Here is a 23,640-nt window from a genome sequence, read left to right on the forward strand (position 1 = left end):
ACCACCGTGACAGATTAAGCTGCTTTGTTTACTTCTTTGATCAGCGCAGCAACGCGATCAGAAATAGTTGCGCCCTGGCCAACCCAGTGAGCGATGCGATCCAGATCCAGGCGAGTGCCTTCTTCTTTTTCGCTAGCGATTGGGTTGAAGAAACCAACGCGCTCGATGAAGCGACCGTTGCGTGCATTACGGCTGTCAGCGACAACAACCTGGTAGAACGGACGCTTTTTAGCGCCGTGACGTGCTAAACGAATAGTTACCATAACATCCTCTTGTGTGAATAAAACAACCGGACCCCATCGAGGAACGGAGTCCGGTGTCATATTAAAAGCCCGAAAATTTTACTGATTTCTGGAGAAAATGCAATCAGCAGTTAATAACTCTGTCGCATAAGGTCATTTAGCGACCAGGAAATCCCGGCGGCATCATTCCCTTCATGCTTCTCATCATCTTCGCCATTCCGCCTTTCTTCATTTTCTTCATCATGCGCTGCATGTCGTCGAACTGCTTCAGAAGGCGGTTAACGTCCTGTACCTGCATCCCGCAACCGGCGGCGATACGACGCTTACGCGAACCTTTGATGATTTCTGGCTTAGCGCGCTCTTTCATCGTCATTGAGTTGATGATGGCTTCCATACGCACCAGCACTTTATCGTCCATCTGCGACTTGACGTTATCCGGGATCTGCCCCATGCCCGGCAGTTTGCCCATCAAGCTGGCCATGCCGCCCATATTTTTCATCTGGCGCAGTTGCTCAAGAAAGTCGTTGAGATCGAAGCCGTCGCCTTTTTTTAGCTTGCTGGCTAATTTCTCTGCCTGCGCGCGGTCAACTTTGCTTTCGATATCTTCGATCAGCGACAGTACGTCGCCCATGCCGAGAATACGCGACGCGATGCGGTCCGGATGGAACGGCTCCAGCGCCTCAGTTTTCTCGCCAACACCGAGGAACTTGATCGGTTTGCCAGTGATGTGACGAATAGAGAGCGCCGCACCGCCGCGGGCATCGCCGTCCACTTTGGTCAACACTACGCCGGTAAGCGGTAACGCTTCATTGAATGCTTTTGCCGTATTGGCCGCATCCTGACCGGTCATGGCGTCAACCACAAACAGGGTTTCAACCGGGTTAATCGACGCATGGACTTGTTTGATCTCGTCCATCATCGCTTCGTCAACGTGCAGACGACCAGCGGTATCCACCAGCAGCACGTCGTAGAATTTCAGTTTGGCTTCTTTCAGCGCCGCGTTAACAATATCAACCGGCTTCTGACCAACATCAGAAGGGAAGAAATCAACGCCCACCTGCTCTGCCAGCGTCTCAAGCTGTTTGATTGCCGCCGGGCGATAGACGTCAGCAGAAACCACCAGCACTTTCTTCTTGTGCTTCTCGCGCAGGAAATTACCGAGTTTACCAACGCTGGTTGTTTTACCGGCACCTTGCAGGCCTGCCATCAGCACGACCGCAGGCGGTTGCGCAGCCAGATTCAGGGTCTGGTTCTCTTCGCCCATCGCCGCAACCAGTTCGTTACGGACGATTTTGACGAACTCCTGCCCCGGCGTCAGGCTCTTATTAACTTCATGACCAACCGCTTTCTCTTTTACGCGATTGATAAACTCACGCACTACCGGCAGAGCGACGTCCGCCTCCAGCAGCGCCATGCGCACTTCGCGCAGCGTATCTTTTACGTTGTCTTCAGTGAGGCGTCCACGGCCACTGATATTGCGCAGCGTGCGCGACAAACGATCGGTTAAATTATCAAACATTGTCTCTCGCCTGGGGTGGAAACGGTTGGCCGCAATCGCGACACATCATCAGTATTTTGCCGCAGTATAACATGAAGGCGTCTTTGTTGTTATGCAACGGTTGGAGCAGCGTTCACCTGACGCTATACTGCTTCTCTTTCTTATTGCTCAAACTGTCGACATTACTATGCCCGTTTTTGCTCTGCTCGCGCTTGTCGCCTACTCCGTCAGTCTTGCGCTGATTGTTCCCGGTCTGCTGCAAAAAAACGGCGGCTGGCGGCGCATGGCTATTATTTCTGCGGTCATTGCGCTGGTCTGCCACGCAATCGCTCTGGAAGCCCGCATCCTGCCCGACGGTGATAGCGGACAAAACCTCAGCCTGCTGAACGTTGGTTCATTGGTCAGTTTGGTGATCTGTACGGTAATGACCATTGTGGCTTCTCGCAATCGTGGCTGGTTGCTGCTACCCATTGTCTATGCCTTTGCGCTTATCAACCTGGCGCTGGCGACCTTCATGCCCAATGAATACATCACCCATCTGGAAGCAACGCCTGGGATGCTGATGCACATTGGCTTATCGCTCTTTTCCTATGCCACGCTAATTATCGCCGCCCTGTACGCGCTGCAACTGGCGTGGATTGATTACCAACTGAAGAACAAGAAGCTGGCATTTAACCAAGAAATGCCGCCATTGATGAGTATCGAGCGTAAAATGTTCCACATCACGCAGATTGGCGTGGTGCTGCTAACGCTCACGCTTTGCACTGGCCTGTTCTACATGCACAACCTATTTAGCATGGAAAATATCGACAAGGCTGTGCTCTCTATCGTGGCGTGGTTTGTCTATATTGTGCTGCTGTGGGGACATTACCATGAAGGATGGCGTGGACGCCGCGTCGTCTGGTTTAACGTTGCGGGCGCGGTAATTCTGACACTGGCCTACTTCGGCAGCCGAATTGTCCAGCAGTTAATCAGCTAAACCCAGAAAAGGAGTTTCCCCTGGAACACATTTCTACTACTACGTTGATCATTATTCTGATCATCATGGTGGTCATTTCAGCCTATTTTTCCGGGTCCGAAACCGGAATGATGACCCTCAACCGCTATCGTCTTCGACATATGGCGAAACAGGGTAATCGCTCGGCCAAACGCGTCGAAAAATTGCTGCGTAAGCCAGACCGCCTGATAAGCCTGGTGTTAATCGGCAATAACCTGGTCAATATTCTTGCCTCCGCGCTCGGCACTATTGTCGGGATGCGTTTGTACGGCGATGCGGGCGTGGCAATTGCGACTGGTGTGCTGACTTTTGTCGTACTGGTTTTTGCTGAGGTATTGCCGAAAACCATTGCCGCGCTGTACCCGGAAAAAGTCGCTTATCCGAGTAGTTTTCTGCTGGCTCCGCTGCAAATTTTGATGATGCCGCTGGTCTGGTTGCTGAATGCTATCACCCGTATGCTGATGCGCATGATGGGTATCAAAACCGATATCGTGGTTAGCGGCTCTTTGAGCAAAGAAGAGTTGCGCACTATCGTGCATGAATCGCGCTCACAAATTTCCCGTCGCAATCAGGATATGCTGCTGTCGGTGCTCGATCTGGAAAAAATGACCGTTGATGACATCATGGTACCGCGCAGTGAAATTATCGGTATTGATATCAACGATGACTGGAAATCTATTCTGCGCCAACTCTCCCACTCACCTCACGGGCGCATCGTGCTTTACCGTGATTCGCTGGACGACGCCATCAGTATGCTGCGAGTACGTGAAGCCTGGCGGTTGATGTCGGAGAAAAAAGAGTTCACCAAAGAAACCATGCTGCGCGCCGCGGACGAGATCTATTTTGTGCCTGAAGGTACGCCGCTCAGCACGCAGTTGGTAAAGTTTCAGCGCAACAAAAAGAAAGTCGGCCTGGTCGTCAACGAGTATGGAGACATTCAGGGGCTGGTGACGGTTGAAGATATTCTGGAAGAGATTGTTGGCGATTTCACTACGTCGATGTCGCCAACACTTGCCGAAGAGGTCACGCCGCAAAACGACGGTTCGGTGATTATCGATGGCACCGCCAACGTGCGGGAAATCAACAAAGCCTTTAACTGGCATCTACCGGAAGATGATGCCCGCACGGTTAATGGCGTCATTCTTGAGGCACTGGAAGAGATCCCTGTCGCAGGCACCCGCGTGCGTATTGGCAAGTACGATATCGATATTCTCGACGTACAGGACAATATGATTAAGCAGGTAAAAGTTTTTCCTGTGAAACCGCTGCGCGAGAGTGTGGCGGAGTAACGAAAACGGCCCTGCATTCGCATGCAGGGCCGTGAATTATTACGAAAACAGAAATTACGCTTTTGCTTTCGCTACAGTTACCATCGCCGCACGAATCGTACGACCATTCAGCGTATAACCCTTCTGCATAATGCCCAGTACGTTACCTGGCGCAACGTCATCAGATTCCACCATTGCGATAGCCTGATGCACATTCGGGTCCAGCGGCACGTTAGTTTCGGCGATCACTTCAACACCAAACTTACGCACAACATCCAGCATCGACTTCAGCGTCAGCTCAATGCCTTCAACCATCGCAGACATATCCGGGTTAGCTTTATCAGCCACTTCCAGCGCACGATCCAGGCTATCAATCACCGGCAGCAATTCGTTGATGAATTTCTCCAGCGCGAATTTGTGGGCTTTTTCAATATCCAGTTCAGTACGACGACGCAGGTTTTCCATTTCGGCTTTTACGCGCAAAATACCGTCACGTTCACGGGTCTGGGCTTCAGCCAGCTGAGCTTCGAGATTCGCAATTTTTTCATCGCGCGGATCCACCTGCTCAGCAGAAGCTTCTGGCTCAACTGCCTCAATCTCTTCGTGCTGATCCATGATAATTTCTTCCGGGGCTTGCCCCTCAGGCGTTTTCTGTTCTTTACTACTCATGAATTTCTCCGCGTTTTTTTCGCATTCATCTCGCTAACTTCGCTTATTATGGGGATCAGTTTCAGGGTTTCAAGGGAAGCACTCACATTGTCATCAATCTTCGCAACAAGGACCTCGGAAAAATGAATAATCATTTCAAGTGTATTGGCATTGTGGGACACCCACGGCACCCTACTGCACTGACAACACATGAAATGCTCTACCGCTGGCTGTGCACAAAAGGTTACGAGGTCATCGTTGAGCAACAAATCGCTCACGAACTGCAACTGAAGAATGTGAAAACTGGCACGCTCGCGGAGATTGGGCAACTGGCTGATCTCGCGGTAGTCGTTGGTGGCGACGGTAATATGCTGGGCGCGGCGCGCACGCTCGCCCGTTACGATATTAAAGTTATTGGAATCAACCGTGGCAACCTGGGTTTCCTGACTGACCTTGACCCCGATAACGCCCAGCAACAATTAGCCGATGTGCTGGAAGGTCACTACATCAGCGAGAAACGTTTTTTGCTGGAAGCGCAAGTCTGTCAGCAAGATTGCCAAAAACGCATCAGCACCGCGATTAACGAAGTGGTACTTCATCCTGGCAAAGTGGCGCATATGATAGAGTTCGAAGTGTATATCGACGAGATCTTTGCGTTTTCTCAGCGATCTGATGGGCTAATTATTTCGACGCCAACAGGCTCCACCGCCTATTCCCTCTCTGCGGGCGGTCCTATTCTGACCCCCTCTCTGGATGCGATTACCCTGGTGCCCATGTTCCCGCATACGTTGTCAGCACGACCACTGGTCATAAACAGCAGCAGCACGATCCGTCTGCGTTTTTCGCATCGCCGTAACGACCTGGAAATCAGTTGCGACAGCCAGATAGCACTGCCGATTCAGGAAGGTGAAGATGTCCTGATTCGTCGCTGTGATTACCATCTGAATCTGATTCATCCGAAAGATTACAGTTATTTCAATACATTAAGCACCAAGCTCGGCTGGTCAAAAAAATTATTCTAATTTTACGCCAGCCTCTTTACTGTATATAAAACCAGTTTATACTGTACACAATAACAGTAATGGTTTTTCATACAGGAAAACGACTATGTTGGCACAACTGACCATCAGCAACTTTGCTATCGTTCGTGAGCTTGAGATTGATTTTCATAGCGGCATGACCGTAATAACTGGCGAGACCGGTGCGGGTAAATCTATTGCAATAGATGCCCTCGGTCTTTGTCTCGGTGGTCGCGCTGAAGCCGACATGGTGCGTACCGGCGCTGCTCGCGCTGACCTGTGCGCCCGTTTTTCTCTGAAAGATACGCCAGCGGCCCTGCGCTGGCTGGAAGAAAACCAGCTTGAAGACGGGCATGAATGTTTGCTTCGTCGCGTGATCAGCAGTGATGGTCGCTCCCGTGGTTTCATCAACGGTACAGCTGTTCCTCTGTCACAACTGCGCGAACTGGGTCAGTTGCTGATTCAGATCCATGGTCAGCACGCTCATCAATTACTCACCAAACCTGAGCACCAAAAATTCCTGCTTGATGGCTATGCCAATGAAACCTCTCTACTTCAGGAAATGACCGCACGTTATCAGTTGTGGCATCAAAGCTGCCGTGACCTCGCGCATCATCAACAGTTAAGTCAGGAACGCGCCGCCCGTGCGGAACTGCTGCAATACCAATTAAAAGAACTTAACGAATTTAATCCGCAGCCCGGAGAGTTTGAGCAAATCGACGAAGAGTACAAACGTCTGGCGAACAGCGGTCAATTGCTGACCACCAGCCAGAATGCATTGGCATTAATGGCCGACGGTGAAGACGCAAACCTGCAAAGTCAGCTTTACACGGCTAAACAACTGGTGAGCGAATTGATTGGCATGGACAGCAAACTGTCCGGCGTACTTGATATGCTGGAAGAAGCTACCATCCAGATTGCTGAAGCCAGCGACGAACTGCGCCACTACTGCGATCGTCTGGATCTCGATCCCAACCGACTGTTTGAACTTGAACAGCGCATCTCAAAACAGATTTCGCTGGCACGTAAACATCACGTCAGCCCTGAGGCATTACCACAGTATTACCAGTCGCTACTGGAAGAACAGCAGCAACTGGACGATCAGGCCGACTCACAAGAAACGCTCGCGCTGGCGGTAACGAAACATCATCAGCAGGCACTGGAAACCGCGCGCGCATTACACCAACAACGCCAGCAATATGCAGAAGAACTTGCACAGCTGATCACCGACAGTATGCATGCGCTCTCAATGCCGCATGGGCAGTTTACGATTGATGTCAAATATGACGAGCATCACCTGGGCGCTGACGGTGCCGATCGTATTGAGTTTCGGGTAACCACCAACCCAGGTCAGCCAATGCAGCCTATTGCCAAAGTCGCATCCGGTGGTGAATTGTCCCGCATCGCACTGGCAATCCAGGTCATCACGGCGCGTAAAATGGAAACCCCGGCACTGATTTTTGATGAAGTGGATGTAGGGATTAGCGGTCCAACAGCGGCAGTTGTCGGCAAACTGCTGCGTCAACTCGGCGAATCAACTCAGGTGATGTGTGTTACCCACCTGCCACAAGTCGCGGGATGTGGTCATCAACACTATTTTGTCAGCAAAGAAACCGATGGTGCGATGACAGAAACACATATGCAATCTCTGGATAAAAAAGCGCGGTTACAAGAGCTGGCGCGCCTGCTTGGTGGCAGTGAAGTCACACGTAACACACTGGCGAATGCGAAAGAACTGCTTGCAGCGTAAACTTTTTTCCTGCTTCACGGTCAGAGTAAACAGCAAAACGCCGTAAGACCGGAAAGCAAAAGGTTTTAAAGTGATGAAAGGTCTATTATCATCGGCATATTACAGATGAGCCACGTACTGCTCGGGCCCGAAAAGGAATCAAATCACTATGCGCTGTAAAACGCTGACTGCTGCAGCAGCAGTACTATTGATGTTAACCGCAGGCTGTTCCACTCTGGAGCGAGTGGTTTACCGTCCTGACATCAACCAGGGGAACTATCTGACCGCTAACGACGTATCCAAAATACGTGTTGGCATGACGCAACAACAAGTTGCGTACGCATTGGGTACACCGCTGATGTCCGATCCATTTGGTACGAATACCTGGTTCTATGTCTTCCGCCAGCAACCAGGTCATGAAGGTGTAACGCAGCAAACGCTGACGCTGACCTTTAACAGTAGCGGTGTGTTGACCAATATTGATAACAAACCTGCGCTGAGTGGTAACTAATAATAAAGTTGCTCTCAAAGACGTTAAAAAAGGTGCTCAATGAGCACCTTTTTTCTGTCTGTTATTTATTCGCTGATTTTTCTGCTCGTTGCCTGCGAAGCTCTTTCGGATCGGCAATGAGAGGGCGATAAATCTCCACCCGATCGCCATCATGCACACTATCGCTTAGTTTTGCCGGACGGCTGTAAATGCCGACTTTGTTTTTAGTTAAATCGATATCGGTACGCAATTCCAGCAAGCCACTGGCGCGAATAGCTTCTTCAACCGTCGCGCCCTCCTGCAGCGTCACTCGCTGCAGGTATTGCTTCTCAGGTAGCGCATAAGCCACCTCAACGGCAATTTTACCTAGCACTGTAAACCTCTTTCGCACGAACCGTAAAAGCCTGGACCATATTAGCCGCCAGCTCTTTAAACACGCGACCAAAGGCGAGTTCAATCAACTTATTGGTAAACTCAAAGTCGAGATGAAACTCGATACGACACGCCTCCTGGCTCAGCGGCGTAAACTTCCATCCACCAATCAATTTCTTGAACGGCCCATCCACCAGATTCATAAGAATACTTTGGTTACTGGTCAACTGGTTGCGGGTAGTAAACGTTTTGCTGATCCCAGCCTTAGAGACATCTACCGCCGCAGTCATCTGCCCAGGAGTGGACTCCAGAATCCGACTTCCGGTACAACCTGGCAAAAACTGAGGATAAGACTGAACGTCATTCACTAACTGATACATTTGCTCCGCGCTGTAGGGTACCAGTGCGGTCCGGCTAATCTGAGGCATAACAATTTCCATCAACAAAAATCCAACAAATAATATCATTTATCCTGCTGTAAAAAAAACGCTATCCCGGCGCTGGGTAACATCGGGTTCATGCTAAGATAGAGCCTTGTCCCCCGCAGGATTGATATGGGGTATTTTCGATTTCAGATTACCGATGATTCACGACGCTTATGACGAAGAAAAAAGCACATAAACCTGGTTCAGCGACCATCGCGCTTAACAAGCGCGCCCGTCACGAATACTTTATCGAAGAAGAGTTCGAAGCGGGACTTGCCCTGCAAGGCTGGGAAGTTAAATCCCTGCGCGCAGGAAAAGCCAATATCAGCGACAGCTACGTCCTTCTGCGTGACGGAGAGGCATTTCTGTTTGGCGCTAACATCACGCCAATGGCCGTGGCCTCCACGCATGTGGTGTGCGATCCTACCCGTACCCGCAAGTTACTTCTCAACCAGCGCGAACTGGACTCATTGTACGGTCGCGTCAATCGAGAAGGCTATACCGTAGTGGCGCTCTCCCTGTACTGGAAAAATGCCTGGTGCAAAGTGAAAATCGGCGTCGCCAAAGGTAAAAAACAGCACGATAAACGTTCAGATATCAAAGAACGCGAATGGCAGGTGGATAAAGCACGCATCATGAAAAACGCCCACCGTTAAACCTGCACTCCAATTATTGACCAGTTCCTCACCGCGCCTCCCTCTCCGGCGGCGCGAATGAACATCTTATTGGCTATCACATCCGACACAAATGTTGCCATCCCATTGCTTAATCGAATAAAAATCAGGCTACATGGGTGCTAAATCTTTAACGATAACGCCATTGAGGCTGGTCATGGCGCTCATAAATCTGGTATACTTACCTTTACACATTGGGGCTGATTCTGGATTCGACGGGATTTGCGAAACCCAAGGTGCATGCCGAGGGGCGGTTGGCCTCGTAAAAAGCCGCAAAAAATAGTCGCAAACGACGAAAACTACGCTTTAGCAGCTTAATAACCTGCTTAGAGCCCTCTCTCCCTAGCCTCCGCTCTTAGGACGGGGATCAAGAGAGGTCAAACCCAAAAGAGATCGCGTGGAAGCCCTGCCTGGGGTTGAAGCGTTAAAACTTAATCAGGCTAGTTTGTTAGTGGCGTGTCCGTCCGCAGCTGGCAAGCGAATGTAAAGACTGACTAAGCATGTAGTACCGAGGATGTAGGAATTTCGGACGCGGGTTCAACTCCCGCCAGCTCCACCAAAATTCTCCATCGGTGATTACCAGAGTCATCCGATGAAGTCCTAAGAGCCCGCACGGCGCAAGCCCTGCGGGCTTTTTTGTGCTCCGAATTTGTCCCGCGAAGTCTGATGCCAACTAATTAAATCCGATCCTTTTAGGCACCTTGTTAGGCACTTCATAAAGCTATATTGTCTTTGAGGTGCCTAAAACTATGGAAACCCGGCAATGGCAAGACAAACCAAACCTCTATCCGTTAAGGAAATCGAATCTGCTAAACCCAAGGAAGCGGACTACGTTCTCTATGATGGCGATGGCCTTGAGCTACTCATTAAATCCAGCGGGAGTAAAATCTGGCAGTTTCGCTACATTCGCCCTGTCACCAAGACACGAGCAAAGAAAAGCATAGGCCCTTACCCGTCAGTTACCCTTGCCGATGCCAGAAACTACCGTGCAGAGTCCCGCTCACTCCTAGCTAAACAGATTGATCCGCAGGAACATCAGCAAGAACAATTGCGTAGTTCGCTGGAAGCCAAAACCAATACTTTCCAGCTCGTAGCTGAACGTTGGTGGAATGTGAAGAAAGCCAGTGTGACAGAGGACTATGCGGAAGATATCTGGCGCTCTCTTGAAAGAGATGTCTTTCCTGCGATTGGCGACGTTAGCGTTACAGATATTAAAGCTCATACACTGGTTCAGGCCGTACAACCGGTTCAGGCCAGAGGAGCACTGGAAACGGTTCGTCGCCTGTGTCAACGTATTAATGAGGTCATGATCTATGCCCAGAACACAGGGCTGATTGATGCTGTTCCCAGCGTTAATATCGGTAAAGCCTTCGAAAAGCCTCAGAAAAAGAACATGCCCAGCATTCGACCGGATCAGCTATCTCAACTGATGCAGACAATGCGAACAGCCAGCATTAGCCTTTCCACACGCTGCCTGTTCATGTGGCAACTTCTTACTATTACCCGCCCTGCCGAAGCGGCTGAAGCTCGCTGGGAAGAAGTAGACATAGAAGCGCAAGAGTGGAAGATTCCCGCAGCACGCATGAAAATGAACCGCGACCATACTGTTCCATTGTCAGATGAAGCAATAGCTGTGCTGGAGATGATGAAACCGCTAAGCGGCAACCGAGAATTTATCTTTCCTAGCCGTATCAAGCCCAACCAGCCTATGAACAGTCAGACTGTTAACGCCTCACTAAAACGCGCAGGTTTTGGTGGTGTGCTTGTTTCGCATGGTCTGAGATCAATTGCCAGTACGGCTCTTAATGAACAAGGCTTTCCGCCTGATGCCATTGAGGCAGCATTGGCCCATGTGGATAAGAATGAGGTTCGTCGTGCTTATAACCGCAGCGATTACCTGGAACAGCGTCGCCCGATGATGCAATGGTGGGCAAATTTTGTGATGGCAGCGGATCGTGGAAGCATGATTGAAGGTGGGATAAAAGGAATGAAGCTAGTTGGGTGACTAAATAGCTGCGCGGCATAGTGTCCCACTTTCAGCCAGCCCTTGCAGGTTAAGCCACCAGACAGTAAACGGCGGGTGTCGCGTTATTAGGCGCAGCTATTTAGTAGTAATATTAGGATTGGTGATTCTGCACTCCAGAAGTTCGGTAATGCTGCCAACTTACTGATTTAGTGTATGATGGTGATTTTAAGGTGCTTGCGTGGCTTCCATTTCCATCAGATGTCCTTCCTGCTCCGCTACTGAAGGCGTGGTGCGTAACGGCAAAAGCACTGCCGGACATCAGCGCTATCTCTGCTCTCATTGCCGTAAAACATGGCAACTACAGTTCACTTACACCGCCTCTCAGCCCGGTAAGCACCAGAAAATCATTGATATGGCCATGAATGGCGTCGGATGTCGCGCCAGTGCACGCATTATGGGCGTTGGCCTCAACACGGTTTTACGTCACTTAAAAAACTCAGGCCGCAGTCGGTAACCTCGCGCATACAACCGGGCAGTGATGTGATTGTCTGCGCTGAAATGGACGAACATTGGGGCTACGTCGGTGCTAAATCACGTCAGCGCTGGCTGTTTTACGCGTATGACAGGATACGGGGGACGGTTGTGGCGCACGTCTTCGGTGAACGCACTCTGGCCACACTGGAGCGTCTTCTGAGCCTGCTGTCGGCCTTTGAGGTCGTGGTATGGATGACGGATGGCTGGCCGCTGTATGAATCACGCCTGAAGGGAAAGCTGCACGTTATCAGCAAGCGTTACACTCAGCGCATTGAGCGACATAATCTGAATCTGAGACAACATCTGGCAAGGCTGGGACGGAAGTCACTGTCGTTCTCAAAATCGGTGGAGCTGCATGACAAGGTCATCGGGCATTATCTGAACATAAAACACTATCAGTAAGTTGGAGTCATTACCCAAATTCAGCGGCTTCATTGAGATCATCCAACGAATTTTGATCTTACCCAGCAATAGTGGACACGCGGCTAAGTGAGTAAACTCTCAGTCAGAGGTGACTCACATGACAAAAACAGTATCAACCAGTAAAAAACCCCGTAAACAGCATTCGCCTGAATTTCGCAGTGAAGCCCTGAAGCTTGCTGAACGCATCGGTGTTACTGCCGCAGCCCGTGAACTCAGCCTGTATGAATCACAGCTCTACAACTGGCGCAGTAAACAACAAAATCAGCAGACGTCTTCTGAACGTGAACTGGAGATGTCTACCGAGATTGCACGTCTCAAACGCCAGCTGGCAGAACGGGATGAAGAGCTGGCTATCCTCCAAAAGGCCGCGACATACTTCGCGAAGCGCCTGAAATGAAGTATGTCTTTATTGAAAAACATCAGGCTGAGTTCAGCATCAAAGCAATGTGCCGCGTGCTCCGGGTGGCCCGCAGCGGCTGGTATACGTGGTGTCAGCGGCGGACAAGGATAAGCACGCGTCAGCAGTTCCGCCAACACTGCGACAGCGTTGTCCTCGCGGCTTTTACCCGGTCAAAACAGCGTTACGGTGCCCCACGCCTGACGGATGAACTGCGTGCTCAGGGTTACCCCTTTAACGTAAAAACCGTGGCGGCAAGCCTGCGCCGTCAGGGACTGAGGGCAAAGGCCTCCCGGAAGTTCAGCCCGGTCAGCTACCGCGCACACGGCCTGCCTGTGTCAGAAAATCTGTTGGAGCAGGATTTTTACGCCAGTGGCCCGAACCAGAAGTGGCCAGGAGACATCACGTACTTACGTACAGATGAAGGCTGGCTGTATCTGGCAGTGGTCATTGACCTGTGGTCACGTGCCGTTATTGGCTGGTCAATGTCGCCACGCATGACGGCGCAACTGCCCTGCGATGCCCTGCAGATGGCGCTGTGGCGGCGTAAGAGGCCCCGGAACGTTATCGTTCACACGGACCGTGGAGGCCAGTACTGTTCAGCAGATTATCAGGCGCAACTGAAACGGCATAATCTGCGTGGAAGTATGAGCGCAAAAGGTTGCTGCTACGATAATGCCTGCGTGGAAAGCTTCTTTCATTCGCTGAAAGTGGAATGTATCCATGGAGAACACTTTATCAGCCGGGAAATAATGCGGGCAACGGTGTTTAATTATATCGAATGTGATTACAATCGGTGGCGGCGGCACAGTTGGTGTGGCGGCCTCAATCCGGAACAATTTGAAAACCAGAACCTCGCTTAGGCCTGTGTCCATATTACGTGGGTAGGATCAATTTGCCCGCTTGGCATAGCGGGCATTTTTTCCAGGTACTTTTGAATGAGTACTGATGAATAAATACATTGCAGTGGCGTGCCACGTACCAAAACACCAGCCCTCATTCGAAACCACCCACCGCACTTCTTCCTTGAAATGGCGTTAGTCATGAAATATAGACCGCCATCGAGTACCCCTTGTACCCTTAACTCTTCCTGATACATGAATGATGATTTGGTGGCCCTTGCTGGACTTGAACCAGCGACCAAGCGATTATGAGTCGCCTGCTCTAACCACTGAGCTAAAGGGCCTTAAGTATGCAATAACAATACTTATAAACCACGCAATAAACATGATGATCTTATGATGTAAATAACAGATTTTTATGCGTTCCCATTCACCTTGGGTCGTGATTACACGCGACATAAAACCCGACACCGCCTCCATTCGCAAAGTCGATACTCGCAGTCAACAAGCAAATGTTAATAATTAGCACTATCTATAGTTATCATCGATTCAATGATACTTTGTAATGATTTTGTATCTAATAATATAACTTTATTACATTAGCTGAAGAGTTTTCGCATCATTATGATATCTGTTACTTTTCACTCCATAAAAATAAACTTCATATAGCAATATATTCTTTCATAGATCTTATTCTGCTAATCATTAGTTTCGTATGCGCGATTTTTGACAGTTGCCTCTCCAGACCACATCGATAATTAAAAAACAGATTTAAACATTATCCTTTTCCATATAGATATTGGATAAAAATAGGACATCTGTTTGCAATTACTTTCACAACAATTAAACATTTTTATGTTTTCGTATACATCATATTACTCTACCATTAGAGGAACGTTATTATGTTTTCTATAAAACCAGGACCTGGAAATTTACCTATCGACAACCCCACATTGTTATCATGGAACATTACTGATGGGGATCTAAATTCCAAATTTAATACATTAGAATATCTAAACTGTATAACAAATATTATTAATGCTTGTGGAGTTTATCCTCAGGATTTAAAAGACAGAGAAATTATATCAACTTTTCACGCAGAAAAAGTCATTAATGATCTGTTAAAAAACGATTATAAAATTTCCCTTTCTCCAGATACAACTTACCGAGAGCTGAATAAAGCTGCACAGAGTAGCATTACAGCGCCAGACAGGATAGGAGAAGGGAAAACATGGGTTTATCAACGAGATACAATGGTTGAAAGAGGTGATAACAGTGGTGTTCATCAGTATGGTCCAGCTGAACATTTCACTCACATTATATCTGACAAACCGTCCCCAAAAGATAAGTATGTTGCATATGCTATTAACATTCCTGACTATGAGCTAGCAGCCGATGTATATAATATTAACGTGACGTCACCTTCCGGACAGCAAGAAACATTTAAAATACTAATCAATCCAGAACATCTACGGCAAACACTTGAGCGTAAATCTCTTACTGCTGTTCAGAAATCACAATGTGAAATCATCACCCCCAAAAAACCTGGCGAAGCGATTCTTCATGCTTTTAATGCCACCTACCAGCAAATCAGGGAAAATATGTCTGAGTTTGCACGTTCCCATTATGGGTATATACAAATCCCTCCAGTGACAACTTTCCGCGCCGACGGACCAGAAACTCCCGAAGAAGAAAAAGGTTACTGGTTTCACGCTTATCAACCCGAAGATCTTTGTACCATCCATAATCCAATGGGGGATTTGCAGGATTTTATCGCATTGGTTAAAGATGCTAAAAAATTTGGTATCGATATCATTCCTGATTATACCTTTAACTTTATGGGAATCGGGGGAAGTGGTAAAAATGACCTGGATTATCCCTCTGCTGATATACGAGCGAAGATCAGTAAAGATATAGAAAGTGGTATCCCTGGCTATTGGCAAGGTCAGGTTTTGATTCCATTCATTAAAGATCCAGTAACAAAAGAACGTAAACAAATCCATCCAGAAGATATACATCTCACTGCAAAAGACTTCGAAGCAAGTAAAGATAACATCTCTAAGGATGAATGGAAAAACCTCCATGCATTAAAAGAAAAGAGTTTAAATGGAATGCCTAAAACAACCCCCAAAAGTGACCAGGTTATTATGTTGCAAAATCAATACGTTCGTGAAATGCGAAAATATGGCGTACGAGGTTTACGTTATGATGCAGCAAAACACTCAAAACATGAACAAATAGAAAGATCAATAACCCCACCGCTTAAAAATTATAATGAGCGATTACACAATACTAACTTATTTAACCCAAAATATCATGAAAAAACCGTTATGAATTACATGGAATATCTGGTAACTTGTCAGTTGAATGAAGAACAAATGTCATCGCTGCTTTATGAAAGAGATGATTTAAGCGCCATTGATTTTTCATTGCTCATGAAGACGATAAAAGCCTTTTCATTCGGGGGAGATCTCCTAACCCTTGCATCAAAACCGGGTTCCACAATCTCAAGCATCCCATCAGAAAGACGGATATTGATTAACATTAACCACGATTTTCCTAACAATGGCAATCTTTTCAATGACTTTCTATTTAACCATCAACAAGATGAACAATTAGCAATGGCATATATGGCCGCTCTCCCGTTCAGCAGGCCTTTAGTTTACTGGGATGGCCAGGTATTAAAATCAACGACTGAAATTAAAAATTATGATGGGTCCACGCGTGTCGGTGGTGAGGCGTGGCTTAATAAAGGTTGCTCTACCTATCAGCAGCTCTACAATGAATTCCACGCATTATATATAGATAAAGCAGGAATATGGAGCGCATTTGAGGGTGTATTTGCAACTAAAAACGTTCTGGCCTTTAGTCGTGGGGATTCTGTGAACATTAATCACTCTCCTCATGATGGACTAGTTATAATAAATAAAGGAAACGAAGAAGTTGAAGGTACCTGGCCTAACAAATTGCAACCTAGAATATATAAAAACATGGGGAGTAATAGCGTTAACATTATTATTAATAATACCCGAAAAATTATCCCCCCTTGTAAAGTATTTACGCTTAGAGGCGGATCTCTAAATATCAATATTCCTAGGCGTAGCGCTCTTCTTTTAGGGAAAACAGGAGAACCGCCGAACTATCTCTATTTATAATTTAATGTTATATCTGCCCCGATAAAACGGGGCAGATAATATGTTTAGTTTACTAACGGTCATTTTGTAGTGAAGCCATTTACTGTTTTTTATCGACCAGATAATCTGTTCTCTAATGTTAACTCCCCCTAACCTGTTGCTTTAGTTATTCATTTCCTGTCTCACTTTGCCTTAATACCCTACGTTAAATGTTACTAATTTGTTGCTTTTGATCACAATAAGAAAGCAATATGTCGCTTTTGTGCGCATTTTTCAGAAATGTAGATATTTTTAGATTATGGCTACGAAATGAGCATCGCCATGTCACCCTACATCTCATAAGAGGATCGCTTCTGATGAATGCACTGACCGCCGTACAAAATAACGCTGTCGATTCAGGCCAGGACTATAGCGGATTCACTCTCATCCCGTCGGCGCAATCCCCGCGTCTGCTGGAACTCACCTTCACCGAACAGACGACCAAACAGTTTCTCGAACAGGTTGCCGAATGGCCCGTGCAGGCGCTGGAGTACAAATCGTTTCTGCGTTTTCGGGTAGGCAAAATTCTTGACGATCTGTGTGCGAATCAGCTGCAACCATTGCTGTTGAAGACCCTGCTAAACCGTGCTGAAGGTGCGCTGTTGATCAATGCGGTAGGTATCGATGATGTGGCGCAGGCAGATGAGATGGTGAAGCTGGCAACGGCGGTAGCGCATCTGATTGGTCGCTCAAATTTCGATGCGATGAGCGGTCAGTATTACGCGCGTTTCGTGGTGAAAAATGTCGATAACTCAGACAGCTATCTGCGTCAGCCGCACCGCGTGATGGAACTGCACAACGACGGCACGTATGTCGAAGAGATCACCGATTACGTGCTGATGATGAAAATCGATGACTGGGAACATCTGGACCACTATTTCCGCCATCCACTGGCGCGTCGCCCGATGCGCTTTGCCGCGCCGCCGAGCAAAAACGTCAGCAAAGATGTTTTCCATCCAGTGTTCGACGTTGATCAACAGGGTCGCCCGGTGATGCGCTATATCGACCAGTTCGTCCAGCCAAAAGATTTTGAAGAAGGCGTGTGGTTGAGCGAGCTTTCCGATGCCATTGAAACCAGCAAAGGCATTCTTTCTGTACCCGTTCCCGTTGGCAAATTCCTGTTGATAAACAACCTGTTCTGGCTGCACGGTCGCGACCGCTTTACTCCGCACCCGGATCTGCGCCGTGAACTGATGCGTCAGCGTGGCTATTTCGCTTACGCCACTCACCACTACCAGACGCATCAGTAAGCGCAAAGGAATTGAGCGGATGTATGATTTTGTGATTATTGGCGGCGGCATCATCGGCATGTCGACCGCCATGCAACTGATTGATGTTTATCCGGATGCCCGCATTGCGTTGCTGGAAAAAGAGTCCGGCCCGGCCTGTCACCAGACGGGCCACAACAGCGGCGTGATCCATGCCGGGGTCTATTACACGCCCGGCAGCCTGAAGGCGCAGTTTTGCCTGGCGGGGAACCGTGCCACCAAAGCCTTTTGCGATCAAAACGGCATTCGCTATGACAACTGCGGCAAGATGCTGGTCGCCACGTCTCAGCTCGAAATGGAACGGATGCGCGCCTTATGGGAACGCACAGCGGCGAACGGTATCGAGCGCGAGTGGATAAACGCCGTGGAACTGCGCGAGCGCGAACCGAATATCACCGGGCTTGGTGGCATTTTTGTGCCGTCCAGCGGCATTGTCAGCTACCGCGAAGTGACGGCGGCAATGGCAAAAATCTTCCAGGCCAGAGGCGGCGAGATTATTTATAACGCCGAAGTCAGCGCCCTCAGTGAGCATAAAAACGGCGTGGTGATACGCACCCGTCAGGGCGGTGAATATGAAGCATCGACGCTGATTAGCTGTTCCGGGCTGATGGCTGACCGGCTGGTGAAAATGCTCGGCCTCGAACCGGGCTTTATTATCTGCCCGTTCCGTGGCGAGTATTTCCGCCTTGCGCCGGAGCATAACCAGATTGTTAACCACCTGATTTACCCCATTCCCGACCCCGCGATGCCATTTTTGGGCGTGCATCTCACCCGCATGATCGACGGCAGCGTGACCGTCGGGCCAAACGCGGTGCTGGCTTTCAAACGCGAAGGCTATCGCAAGCGCGACTTCTCATTTAGTGACACGCTGGAGATTTTGAGCTCGTCGGGGATTCGCCGGGTGCTGCAAAACCATCTACGCTCAGGACTGGGCGAGATGAAAAACTCGCTGTGCAAAAGCGGCTATCTGCGGCTGGTGCAAAAGTATTGTCCCCGGCTTTCGTTAAGCGATCTCCAGCCCTGGCCCGCCGGTGTGCGGGCGCAGGCAGTATCGCCGGACGGCAAGCTGATTGACGATTTTCTGTTTGTCACCACCCCACGCACGATCCACACCTGCAATGCGCCCTCCCCGGCAGCGACATCAGCAATTCCTATTGGTGCGCATATTGTCAGCAAGGTACAAACGCTGTTGGCAAGCCAGAGTAACCCCGGACGCACGCTGCGAGCGGCACGTAGTGTGGATGCCTTACACGCCGCATTTAATCAATAACCTTTGAAAACAGGACGTAACAATGAAACTTAACGACAGTAACTTATTCCGCCAGCAGGCGTTGATTAACGGGGAATGGCTGGACGCCAACAATGGTGAAGTCATCGACGTCACCAATCCGGCGAACGGCGACAAGCTGGGTAGCGTGCCGAAAATGGGCGCAGATGAAACCCGCGCCGCTATCGACGCCGCCAACCGCGCCCTGCCCGCCTGGCGTGCGCTCACCGCCAAAGAACGCGCCACCATTCTGCGCAACTGGTTCAATTTGATGATGCAGCATCAGGACGATTTAGCGCGCCTGATGACCCTCGAACAGGGTAAACCGCTGGCTGAAGCGAAAGGCGAAATCAGCTACGCCGCCTCCTTCATTGAGTGGTTTGCTGAAGAAGGCAAACGTATTTATGGCGACACCATTCCTGGTCATCAGGCCGATAAGCGCCTGATTGTTATCAAGCAGCCGATTGGCGTCACCGCCGCCATCACGCCGTGGAACTTTCCGGCGGCGATGATTACCCGTAAAGCCGGTCCGGCGCTGGCGGCAGGCTGCACCATGGTGCTGAAGCCCGCCAGTCAGACGCCGTTCTCTGCGCTGGCGCTGGCGGAACTGGCGATTCGCGCGGGCATTCCGGCTGGCGTGTTTAACGTGGTCACCGGTTCGGCAGGCGCGGTCGGTAATGAACTGACCAGCAACCCGCTGGTACGCAAACTGTCGTTTACCGGTTAGACCGAGATTGGCCGCCAGTTAATGGAACAGTGCGCGAAAGACATCAAAAAAGTGTCGCTGGAGCTGGGCGGCAACGCGCCGTTTATCGTCTTTGACGATGCCGATCTCGATAAAGCCGTGGAAGGCGCGCTGGCCTCGAAATTCCGCAACGCCGGGCAAACCTGCGTCTGCGCCAACCGTTTATACGTGCAGGACGGCGTGTATGACCGCTTTGCCGAAAAATTACAGCAGGCGGGGAGCAAACTGCACATCGGCGACGGGCTGGAGAAAGGCGTCACCATCGGGCCGCTGATCGATGAAAAAGCGGTAGCAAAAGTGGAAGAGCATATTGCCGATGCGCTGGAGAAAGGTGCGCGTGTGGTTTGCGGCGGTAAAGCGCACGAACGCGGCGGCAACTTCTTCCAGCCAACCATTCTGGTGGACGTTCCGGCCAACGCCAAAGTGTCGAAAGAAGAGACGTTCGGCCCCCTCGCCCCACTGTTCCGTTTTAAAGATGAAGCCGATGTGATTGCACAAGCCAATGACACCGAGTTTGGTCTTGCCGCCTATTTCTACGCCCGTGATTTAAGCCGCGTCTTCCGCGTCGGCGAGGCGCTGGAGTACGGCATCGTCGGCATCAATACCGGCATTATTTCCAATGAAGTGGCCCCATTCGGCGGCATCAAAGCCTCGGGTCTGGGTCGTGAAGGTTCGAAGTATGGCATCGAAGATTACTTAGAAATCAAATATATGTGCATCGGTCTTTAACTGGAGAATGCGAAGGAACAGCAATAAAGAGTTAATGCAGCGCCGCAGTCAGGCGATTCCCCGTGGCGTTGGGCAAATTCACCCGATTTTCGCTGACCGCGCGGAAAACTGCCGGGTGTGGGACGTTTAAGGCCGTGAGTATCTTGATTTCGCGGGCGGGATTGCGGTGCTCAATACCGGGCACCTGCATCCGAAGGTGGTGGCCGCGGTGGAAGCGCAGTTGAAAAAACTGTCGCACACCTGCTTCCAGGTGCTGGCTTACGAGCCGTATCTGGAGCTGTGCGAGATTATGAATCAGAAGGTGCCGGGCGATTTCGCCAAGAAAACGCTGCTGGTTACGACCGGTTCCGAAGCGGTGGAAAACGCGGTAAAAATCGCCCGCGCCGCCACCAAACGTAGCGGCACCATCGCTTTTAGCGGCGAGTATCACGGGCGCACGCATTACACGCTGGCGCTGACCGGCAAGGTGAATCCGTACTCTGCGGGCATGGGGCTGATGCCGGGTCATGTTTATCGCGCGCTTTATCCTTGCCCGCTGCACGGCATAAGCGAGGATGACGCTATCGCCAGCATCCACCGGATCTTCAAAAATGATGCCGCGCCGGAAGATATCGCCGCCATCATGATTGAGCCGGTTCAGGGCGAAGGCGGTTTCTACGCCGCGTCGCCAGCCTTTATGCAGCGTTTACGCGCTCTGTGTGACGAGCACGGGATCATGCTGATTGCCGATGAAGTGCAGAGCGGCGCGGGGCGTACCGGCACGCTGTTTGCGATGGAGCAGATGGGCGTGGCGCCGGATCTTACCACCTTTGCGAAATCGATCGCAGGCGGTTTCCCGCTGGCGGGCGTCACCGGGCGCGCGGAAGTGATGGACGCTGTTGCACCGGGCGGTCTGGGCGGCACCTATGCCGGTAACCCGATTGCCTGCGTGGCTGCGCTGGAAGTGTTGAAGGTGTTCGAGCAGGAAAATCTGCTGCAAAAAGCCAACGATCTGGGGCAGAAGCTAAAAGACGGATTGTTGGCGATAGCCGAAAAACACCCGGAGATCGGCGACGTACGCGGGCTGGGATCGATGATTGCCATCGAGCTGTTTGAAGATGGCGATCACAGCAAACCGGACGCAAAACTCACCGCCGAGATCGTGGCACGCGCCCGCGATAAGGGCCTGATTCTTCTCTCCTGCGGCCCGTATTACAACGTGCTGCGCATCCTTGTACCACTCACCATTGAAGACGCTCAGATCCGTCAGGGTCTGGAGATTATCGGTCAGTGTTTTGATGAGGCGAAGCAGTAGCACCGTCCCCATGCAGGAGGCGACGCTGCGCGTCTTGTCCGGCCTACGAGAATCCAAGTCGGATAAGGCGTTTACGCCGCATCCGACAATCTGTACGTGAACAGGAATAAATCTATGTCGGCCGGATAAGGCGGAGCCGCTCTCCGGCAAAAAGAATCAATAACAATTAAACGCGTGACCCGACGCGGGAAATGTCGGGGCGCTCTCCCAAGTGACACACTTTCGAGAGGATTCAGGATGGGGCAATCATCGCAACCACACGAGTTAGGCGGCGGGCTGAAATCACGCCACGTCACCATGTTGTCTATTGCCGGTGTTATCGGCGCAAGTCTGTTTGTCGGTTCCAGCGTCGCCATCGCCGAAGCGGACCCGGCGGTATTACTGGCCTATCTGTTCGCCGGATTACTGGTGGTTATGATTATGCGGATGCTGGCGGAAATGGCAGTTGCCACGCCCGATACCGGTTCGTTTTCCACCTATGCCGATAAAGCCATTGGCCGCTGGGCGGGCTATACCATCGGCTGGTTGTACTGGTGGTTTTGGGTACTGGTTATCCCACTGGAAGCCAACATCGCCGCCATGATCCTGCACTCGTGGGTTCCAGGCATTCCCATCTGGTTATTTTCCCTCGTCATTACCCTCGCCTTAACTGGCAGTAATTTATTAAGCGTTAAAAACTACGGCGAATTTGAGTTCTGGCTGGCGCTGTGCAAAGTCATCGCTATCCTGGCCTTTATTTTCCTTGGTGCAGTCGCAATTAGCGGTTTTTACCCTTATGCCGAAGTGAGCGGGATCTCAAGATTGTGGGATAGCGGCGGCTTTATGCCCAACGGTTTCGGTGCGGTATTAAGCGCGATGCTGATCACCATGTTCTCGTTTATGGGCGCAGAAATTGTCACCATTGCCGCCGCGGAATCCGACATGCCGGAAAAACATATTGTCCGCGCCACCAACTCGGTTATCTGGCGTATTTCTATCTTCTATTTGTGCTCTATTTTTGTCGTCGTGGCATTAATACCGTGGAATATGCCGGGGCTGAAAGCCGTTGGATCTTATCGCTCGGTTCTGGAATTGCTCAATATTCCCCATGCGAAATTAATCATGGACTGTGTGATATTACTTTCCGTAACCAGTTGCCTGAACTCGGCCCTGTATACCGCCTCAAGGATGCTCTACTCCTTAAGCCGTCGCGGTGATGCTCCCGCGGTAATGGGTAAAATCAACCGCAGTAAAACCCCGTACGTGGCGGTGTTACTCTCCACCGGCGCAGCATTCTTAACGGTGGTGGTGAACTATTACGCGCCTGCGAAGGTATTTAAATTTCTGATCGACAGCTCCGGCGCTATCGCCCTGCTGGTTTATTTAGTCATCGCCGTTTCACAGTTGCGGATGCGCAAAATTCTGCGAGCAGAAGGAAGCGAAATTCGCTTGCGAATGTGGCTTGATCCCTAGCTCACCTGGCTGGTCATCGGCTTTATTACCTTTGTGTTGGTAGTGATGCTATTCCGTCCGGCGCAACAGTTAGAAGTGATCTCCACCGGCTTATTAGCGATAGGGATTATCTGTACCGTGCCAATTATGGCTCGCTGGAAAAAGCTGGTATTGTGGCAAAAAACACCCGTTCATAATACGCGCTGATA

20 protein-coding genes, 1 tRNA gene, 1 other RNA gene, 2 pseudogenes and 3 other annotated features are annotated in these 23,640 nt (G+C 50.1%); of the genes and pseudogenes, 18 read left to right on the forward strand and 6 right to left on the reverse strand.

Annotated elements, in window-relative coordinates; all coding sequences use genetic code 11:
• Positions 1–14: 14 nt before the first annotated feature.
• Together rpsP and ffh are read right to left on the reverse strand one after the other, a co-directional pair.
• Entirely contained in the window at positions 15–263 is a 249-nt protein-coding gene (gene rpsP / locus SF2669; protein NP_708457.1) for a 30S ribosomal protein S16, read from the reverse strand.
• Between the two features lie 136 nt (positions 264–399).
• A complete protein-coding gene (gene ffh, locus SF2670; protein NP_708458.1) occupies positions 400–1,761 on the reverse strand; it encodes a signal recognition particle protein in 1,362 nt (453 codons plus the stop codon).
• 91 nt (positions 1,762–1,852) lie between these two features.
• Between ffh and SF2671 the strand changes: the two genes are divergently transcribed.
• Both SF2671 and yfjD read left to right on the forward strand, forming a co-directional pair.
• On the forward strand, positions 1,853–2,719 hold the full coding sequence (locus tag SF2671) for a hypothetical protein (protein ID NP_708459.1): 867 nt from the start codon (positions 1,853–1,855) through the stop codon (positions 2,717–2,719).
• A 44-nt stretch (positions 2,720–2,763) separates the two neighbouring features.
• Positions 2,764–4,026: a transporter gene (gene yfjD / locus SF2672; RefSeq protein ID NP_708460.3), complete on the forward strand. Its 1,263-nt coding sequence runs from the start codon at positions 2,764–2,766 to the stop codon at positions 4,024–4,026.
• Positions 4,027–4,080: 54 nt separating this feature from the next.
• Here yfjD and grpE read toward each other — a convergent pair whose 3' ends face one another.
• Complete coding sequence (grpE, locus tag SF2673; RefSeq protein NP_708461.1) at positions 4,081–4,674, reverse strand: heat shock protein GrpE; 594 nt, start codon at positions 4,672–4,674, stop codon at positions 4,081–4,083.
• 122 nt (positions 4,675–4,796) lie between these two features.
• On the opposite strand from grpE, the gene ppnK reads away from it, so the two are divergent.
• The 3 genes from ppnK (at position 4,797) to smpA (ending at position 7,912) form a co-directional block, all read left to right on the forward strand.
• Positions 4,797–5,675: an inorganic polyphosphate/ATP-NAD kinase gene (ppnK, locus tag SF2674; RefSeq protein NP_708462.1), complete on the forward strand. Its 879-nt coding sequence runs from the start codon at positions 4,797–4,799 to the stop codon at positions 5,673–5,675.
• A gap of 85 nt (positions 5,676–5,760) precedes the next feature.
• Complete coding sequence (gene recN, locus SF2675; protein ID NP_708463.1) at positions 5,761–7,422, forward strand: recombination and repair protein; 1,662 nt, start codon at positions 5,761–5,763, stop codon at positions 7,420–7,422.
• Positions 7,423–7,570: 148 nt separating this feature from the next.
• Complete coding sequence (gene smpA / locus SF2676) at positions 7,571–7,912, forward strand: small membrane protein A (RefSeq protein ID NP_708464.3); 342 nt, start codon at positions 7,571–7,573, stop codon at positions 7,910–7,912.
• A gap of 61 nt (positions 7,913–7,973) precedes the next feature.
• Here the strand turns inward: smpA and SF2677 are convergent, their stop codons facing one another.
• Together SF2677 and SF2678 are read right to left on the reverse strand one after the other, a co-directional pair.
• The gene (locus tag SF2677; RefSeq protein NP_708465.2) at positions 7,974–8,264 is read right to left on the reverse strand and encodes a hypothetical protein; all 291 of its coding nucleotides are present in this window, start codon (positions 8,262–8,264) and stop codon (positions 7,974–7,976) included.
• Entirely contained in the window at positions 8,254–8,691 is a 438-nt protein-coding gene (locus tag SF2678; RefSeq protein ID NP_708466.2) for a hypothetical protein, read from the reverse strand. Before SF2678 ends, SF2677 begins: the two co-directional genes overlap by 11 nt.
• Positions 8,692–8,861: 170 nt before the next feature.
• On the opposite strand from SF2678, the gene smpB reads away from it, so the two are divergent.
• The 7 genes from smpB (at position 8,862) to SF2684 (ending at position 13,545) form a co-directional block, all read left to right on the forward strand.
• Positions 8,862–9,344 carry an SsrA-binding protein gene (gene smpB, locus SF2679; protein NP_708467.1) on the forward strand — a complete coding sequence of 161 codons (483 nt, stop codon included), beginning with the start codon at positions 8,862–8,864 and terminating at the stop codon, positions 9,342–9,344.
• A gap of 119 nt (positions 9,345–9,463) precedes the next feature.
• Positions 9,464–9,919: a 10Sa RNA (tmRNA); tags incomplete translation products for degradation gene (gene ssrA, locus SF4557) on the forward strand.
• A gap of 206 nt (positions 9,920–10,125) precedes the next feature.
• Positions 10,126–11,367 (forward strand): integrase, encoded by a 1,242-nt coding sequence (locus tag SF2680; RefSeq protein ID NP_708468.1) that lies wholly within the window; start codon positions 10,126–10,128, stop codon positions 11,365–11,367.
• 144 nt (positions 11,368–11,511) lie between these two features.
• Positions 11,512–12,279, forward strand: a mobile genetic element.
• On the forward strand, positions 11,567–11,842 hold the full coding sequence (gene insA, locus SF2681) for an insertion element IS1 protein InsA (protein NP_708469.1): 276 nt from the start codon (positions 11,567–11,569) through the stop codon (positions 11,840–11,842). Its footprint overlaps the feature before it by 276 nt.
• Entirely contained in the window at positions 11,869–12,264 is a 396-nt protein-coding gene (insB, locus tag SF2682; protein NP_708470.1) for an insertion element IS1 protein InsB, read from the forward strand. It lies within the feature at positions 11,512–12,279.
• 38 nt (positions 12,280–12,317) lie before the next feature.
• Positions 12,318–13,575, forward strand: a mobile genetic element.
• Positions 12,374–12,682, forward strand: a complete 309-nt coding sequence (locus tag SF2683) for an insertion sequence IS3 transposase InsE (RefSeq protein ID NP_708471.1) — start codon at positions 12,374–12,376, stop codon at positions 12,680–12,682. (Overlaps the previous feature by 309 nt.)
• The gene (locus SF2684; RefSeq protein NP_708472.1) at positions 12,679–13,545 is read left to right on the forward strand and encodes an insertion sequence IS3A transposase InsF; all 867 of its coding nucleotides are present in this window, start codon (positions 12,679–12,681) and stop codon (positions 13,543–13,545) included. Its footprint lies within the feature at positions 12,318–13,575. The genes SF2683 and SF2684 overlap by 4 nt, the downstream gene beginning before the upstream one ends.
• Positions 13,576–13,792: 217 nt before the next feature.
• Here the strand turns inward: SF2684 and SF4498 are convergent.
• A tRNA-Met gene (locus SF4498) sits at positions 13,793–13,868 on the reverse strand.
• A 558-nt stretch (positions 13,869–14,426) separates the two neighbouring features.
• Between SF4498 and SF2685 the strand changes: the two genes are divergently transcribed.
• The 6 genes and pseudogenes from SF2685 to SF2690 all read left to right on the forward strand — a co-directional run bounded on the left by SF2685 (position 14,427) and on the right by SF2690 (position 23,638).
• Positions 14,427–16,679, forward strand: coding sequence for a hypothetical protein (locus SF2685; protein ID YP_008439272.1), 2,253 nt, complete (start codon positions 14,427–14,429; stop codon positions 16,677–16,679).
• A gap of 230 nt (positions 16,680–16,909) precedes the next feature.
• A complete protein-coding gene (locus SF2686; RefSeq protein ID NP_708473.3) occupies positions 16,910–17,947 on the forward strand; it encodes a hypothetical protein in 1,038 nt (345 codons plus the stop codon).
• Positions 17,901–19,235, forward strand: coding sequence for a hydroxyglutarate oxidase (gene ygaF / locus SF2687; RefSeq protein NP_708474.1), 1,335 nt, complete (start codon positions 17,901–17,903; stop codon positions 19,233–19,235). Before SF2686 ends, ygaF begins: the two co-directional genes overlap by 47 nt.
• 22 nt (positions 19,236–19,257) lie before the next feature.
• Positions 19,258–20,706: a sequence feature ('Similar to Escherichia coli K12 succinate-semialdehyde dehydrogenase, NADP-dependent activity gi: 1789015 (483 aa). BLAST with identity of 96% in 483 aa. This CDS contains an in-frame stop codon. The sequence has been checked and is believed to be correct.'), on the forward strand.
• Positions 19,258–20,706: pseudogene (gabD, locus tag SF2688) on the forward strand. It overlaps the preceding feature by 1,449 nt.
• A gap of 166 nt (positions 20,707–20,872) precedes the next feature.
• The gene (gabT, locus tag SF2689) at positions 20,873–22,000 is read left to right on the forward strand and encodes a GABA transaminase (RefSeq protein NP_708475.1); all 1,128 of its coding nucleotides are present in this window, start codon (positions 20,873–20,875) and stop codon (positions 21,998–22,000) included.
• Positions 22,001–22,237: 237 nt separating this feature from the next.
• Positions 22,238–23,638, forward strand: a pseudogene (locus SF2690).
• The last annotated feature ends 2 nt before the right edge of the window (positions 23,639–23,640 follow it).

The sequence above is a fragment of the Shigella flexneri 2a str. 301 genome, assembly GCF_000006925.2.
Classification (GTDB): Bacteria; Pseudomonadota; Gammaproteobacteria; order Enterobacterales; family Enterobacteriaceae; genus ECMA0423.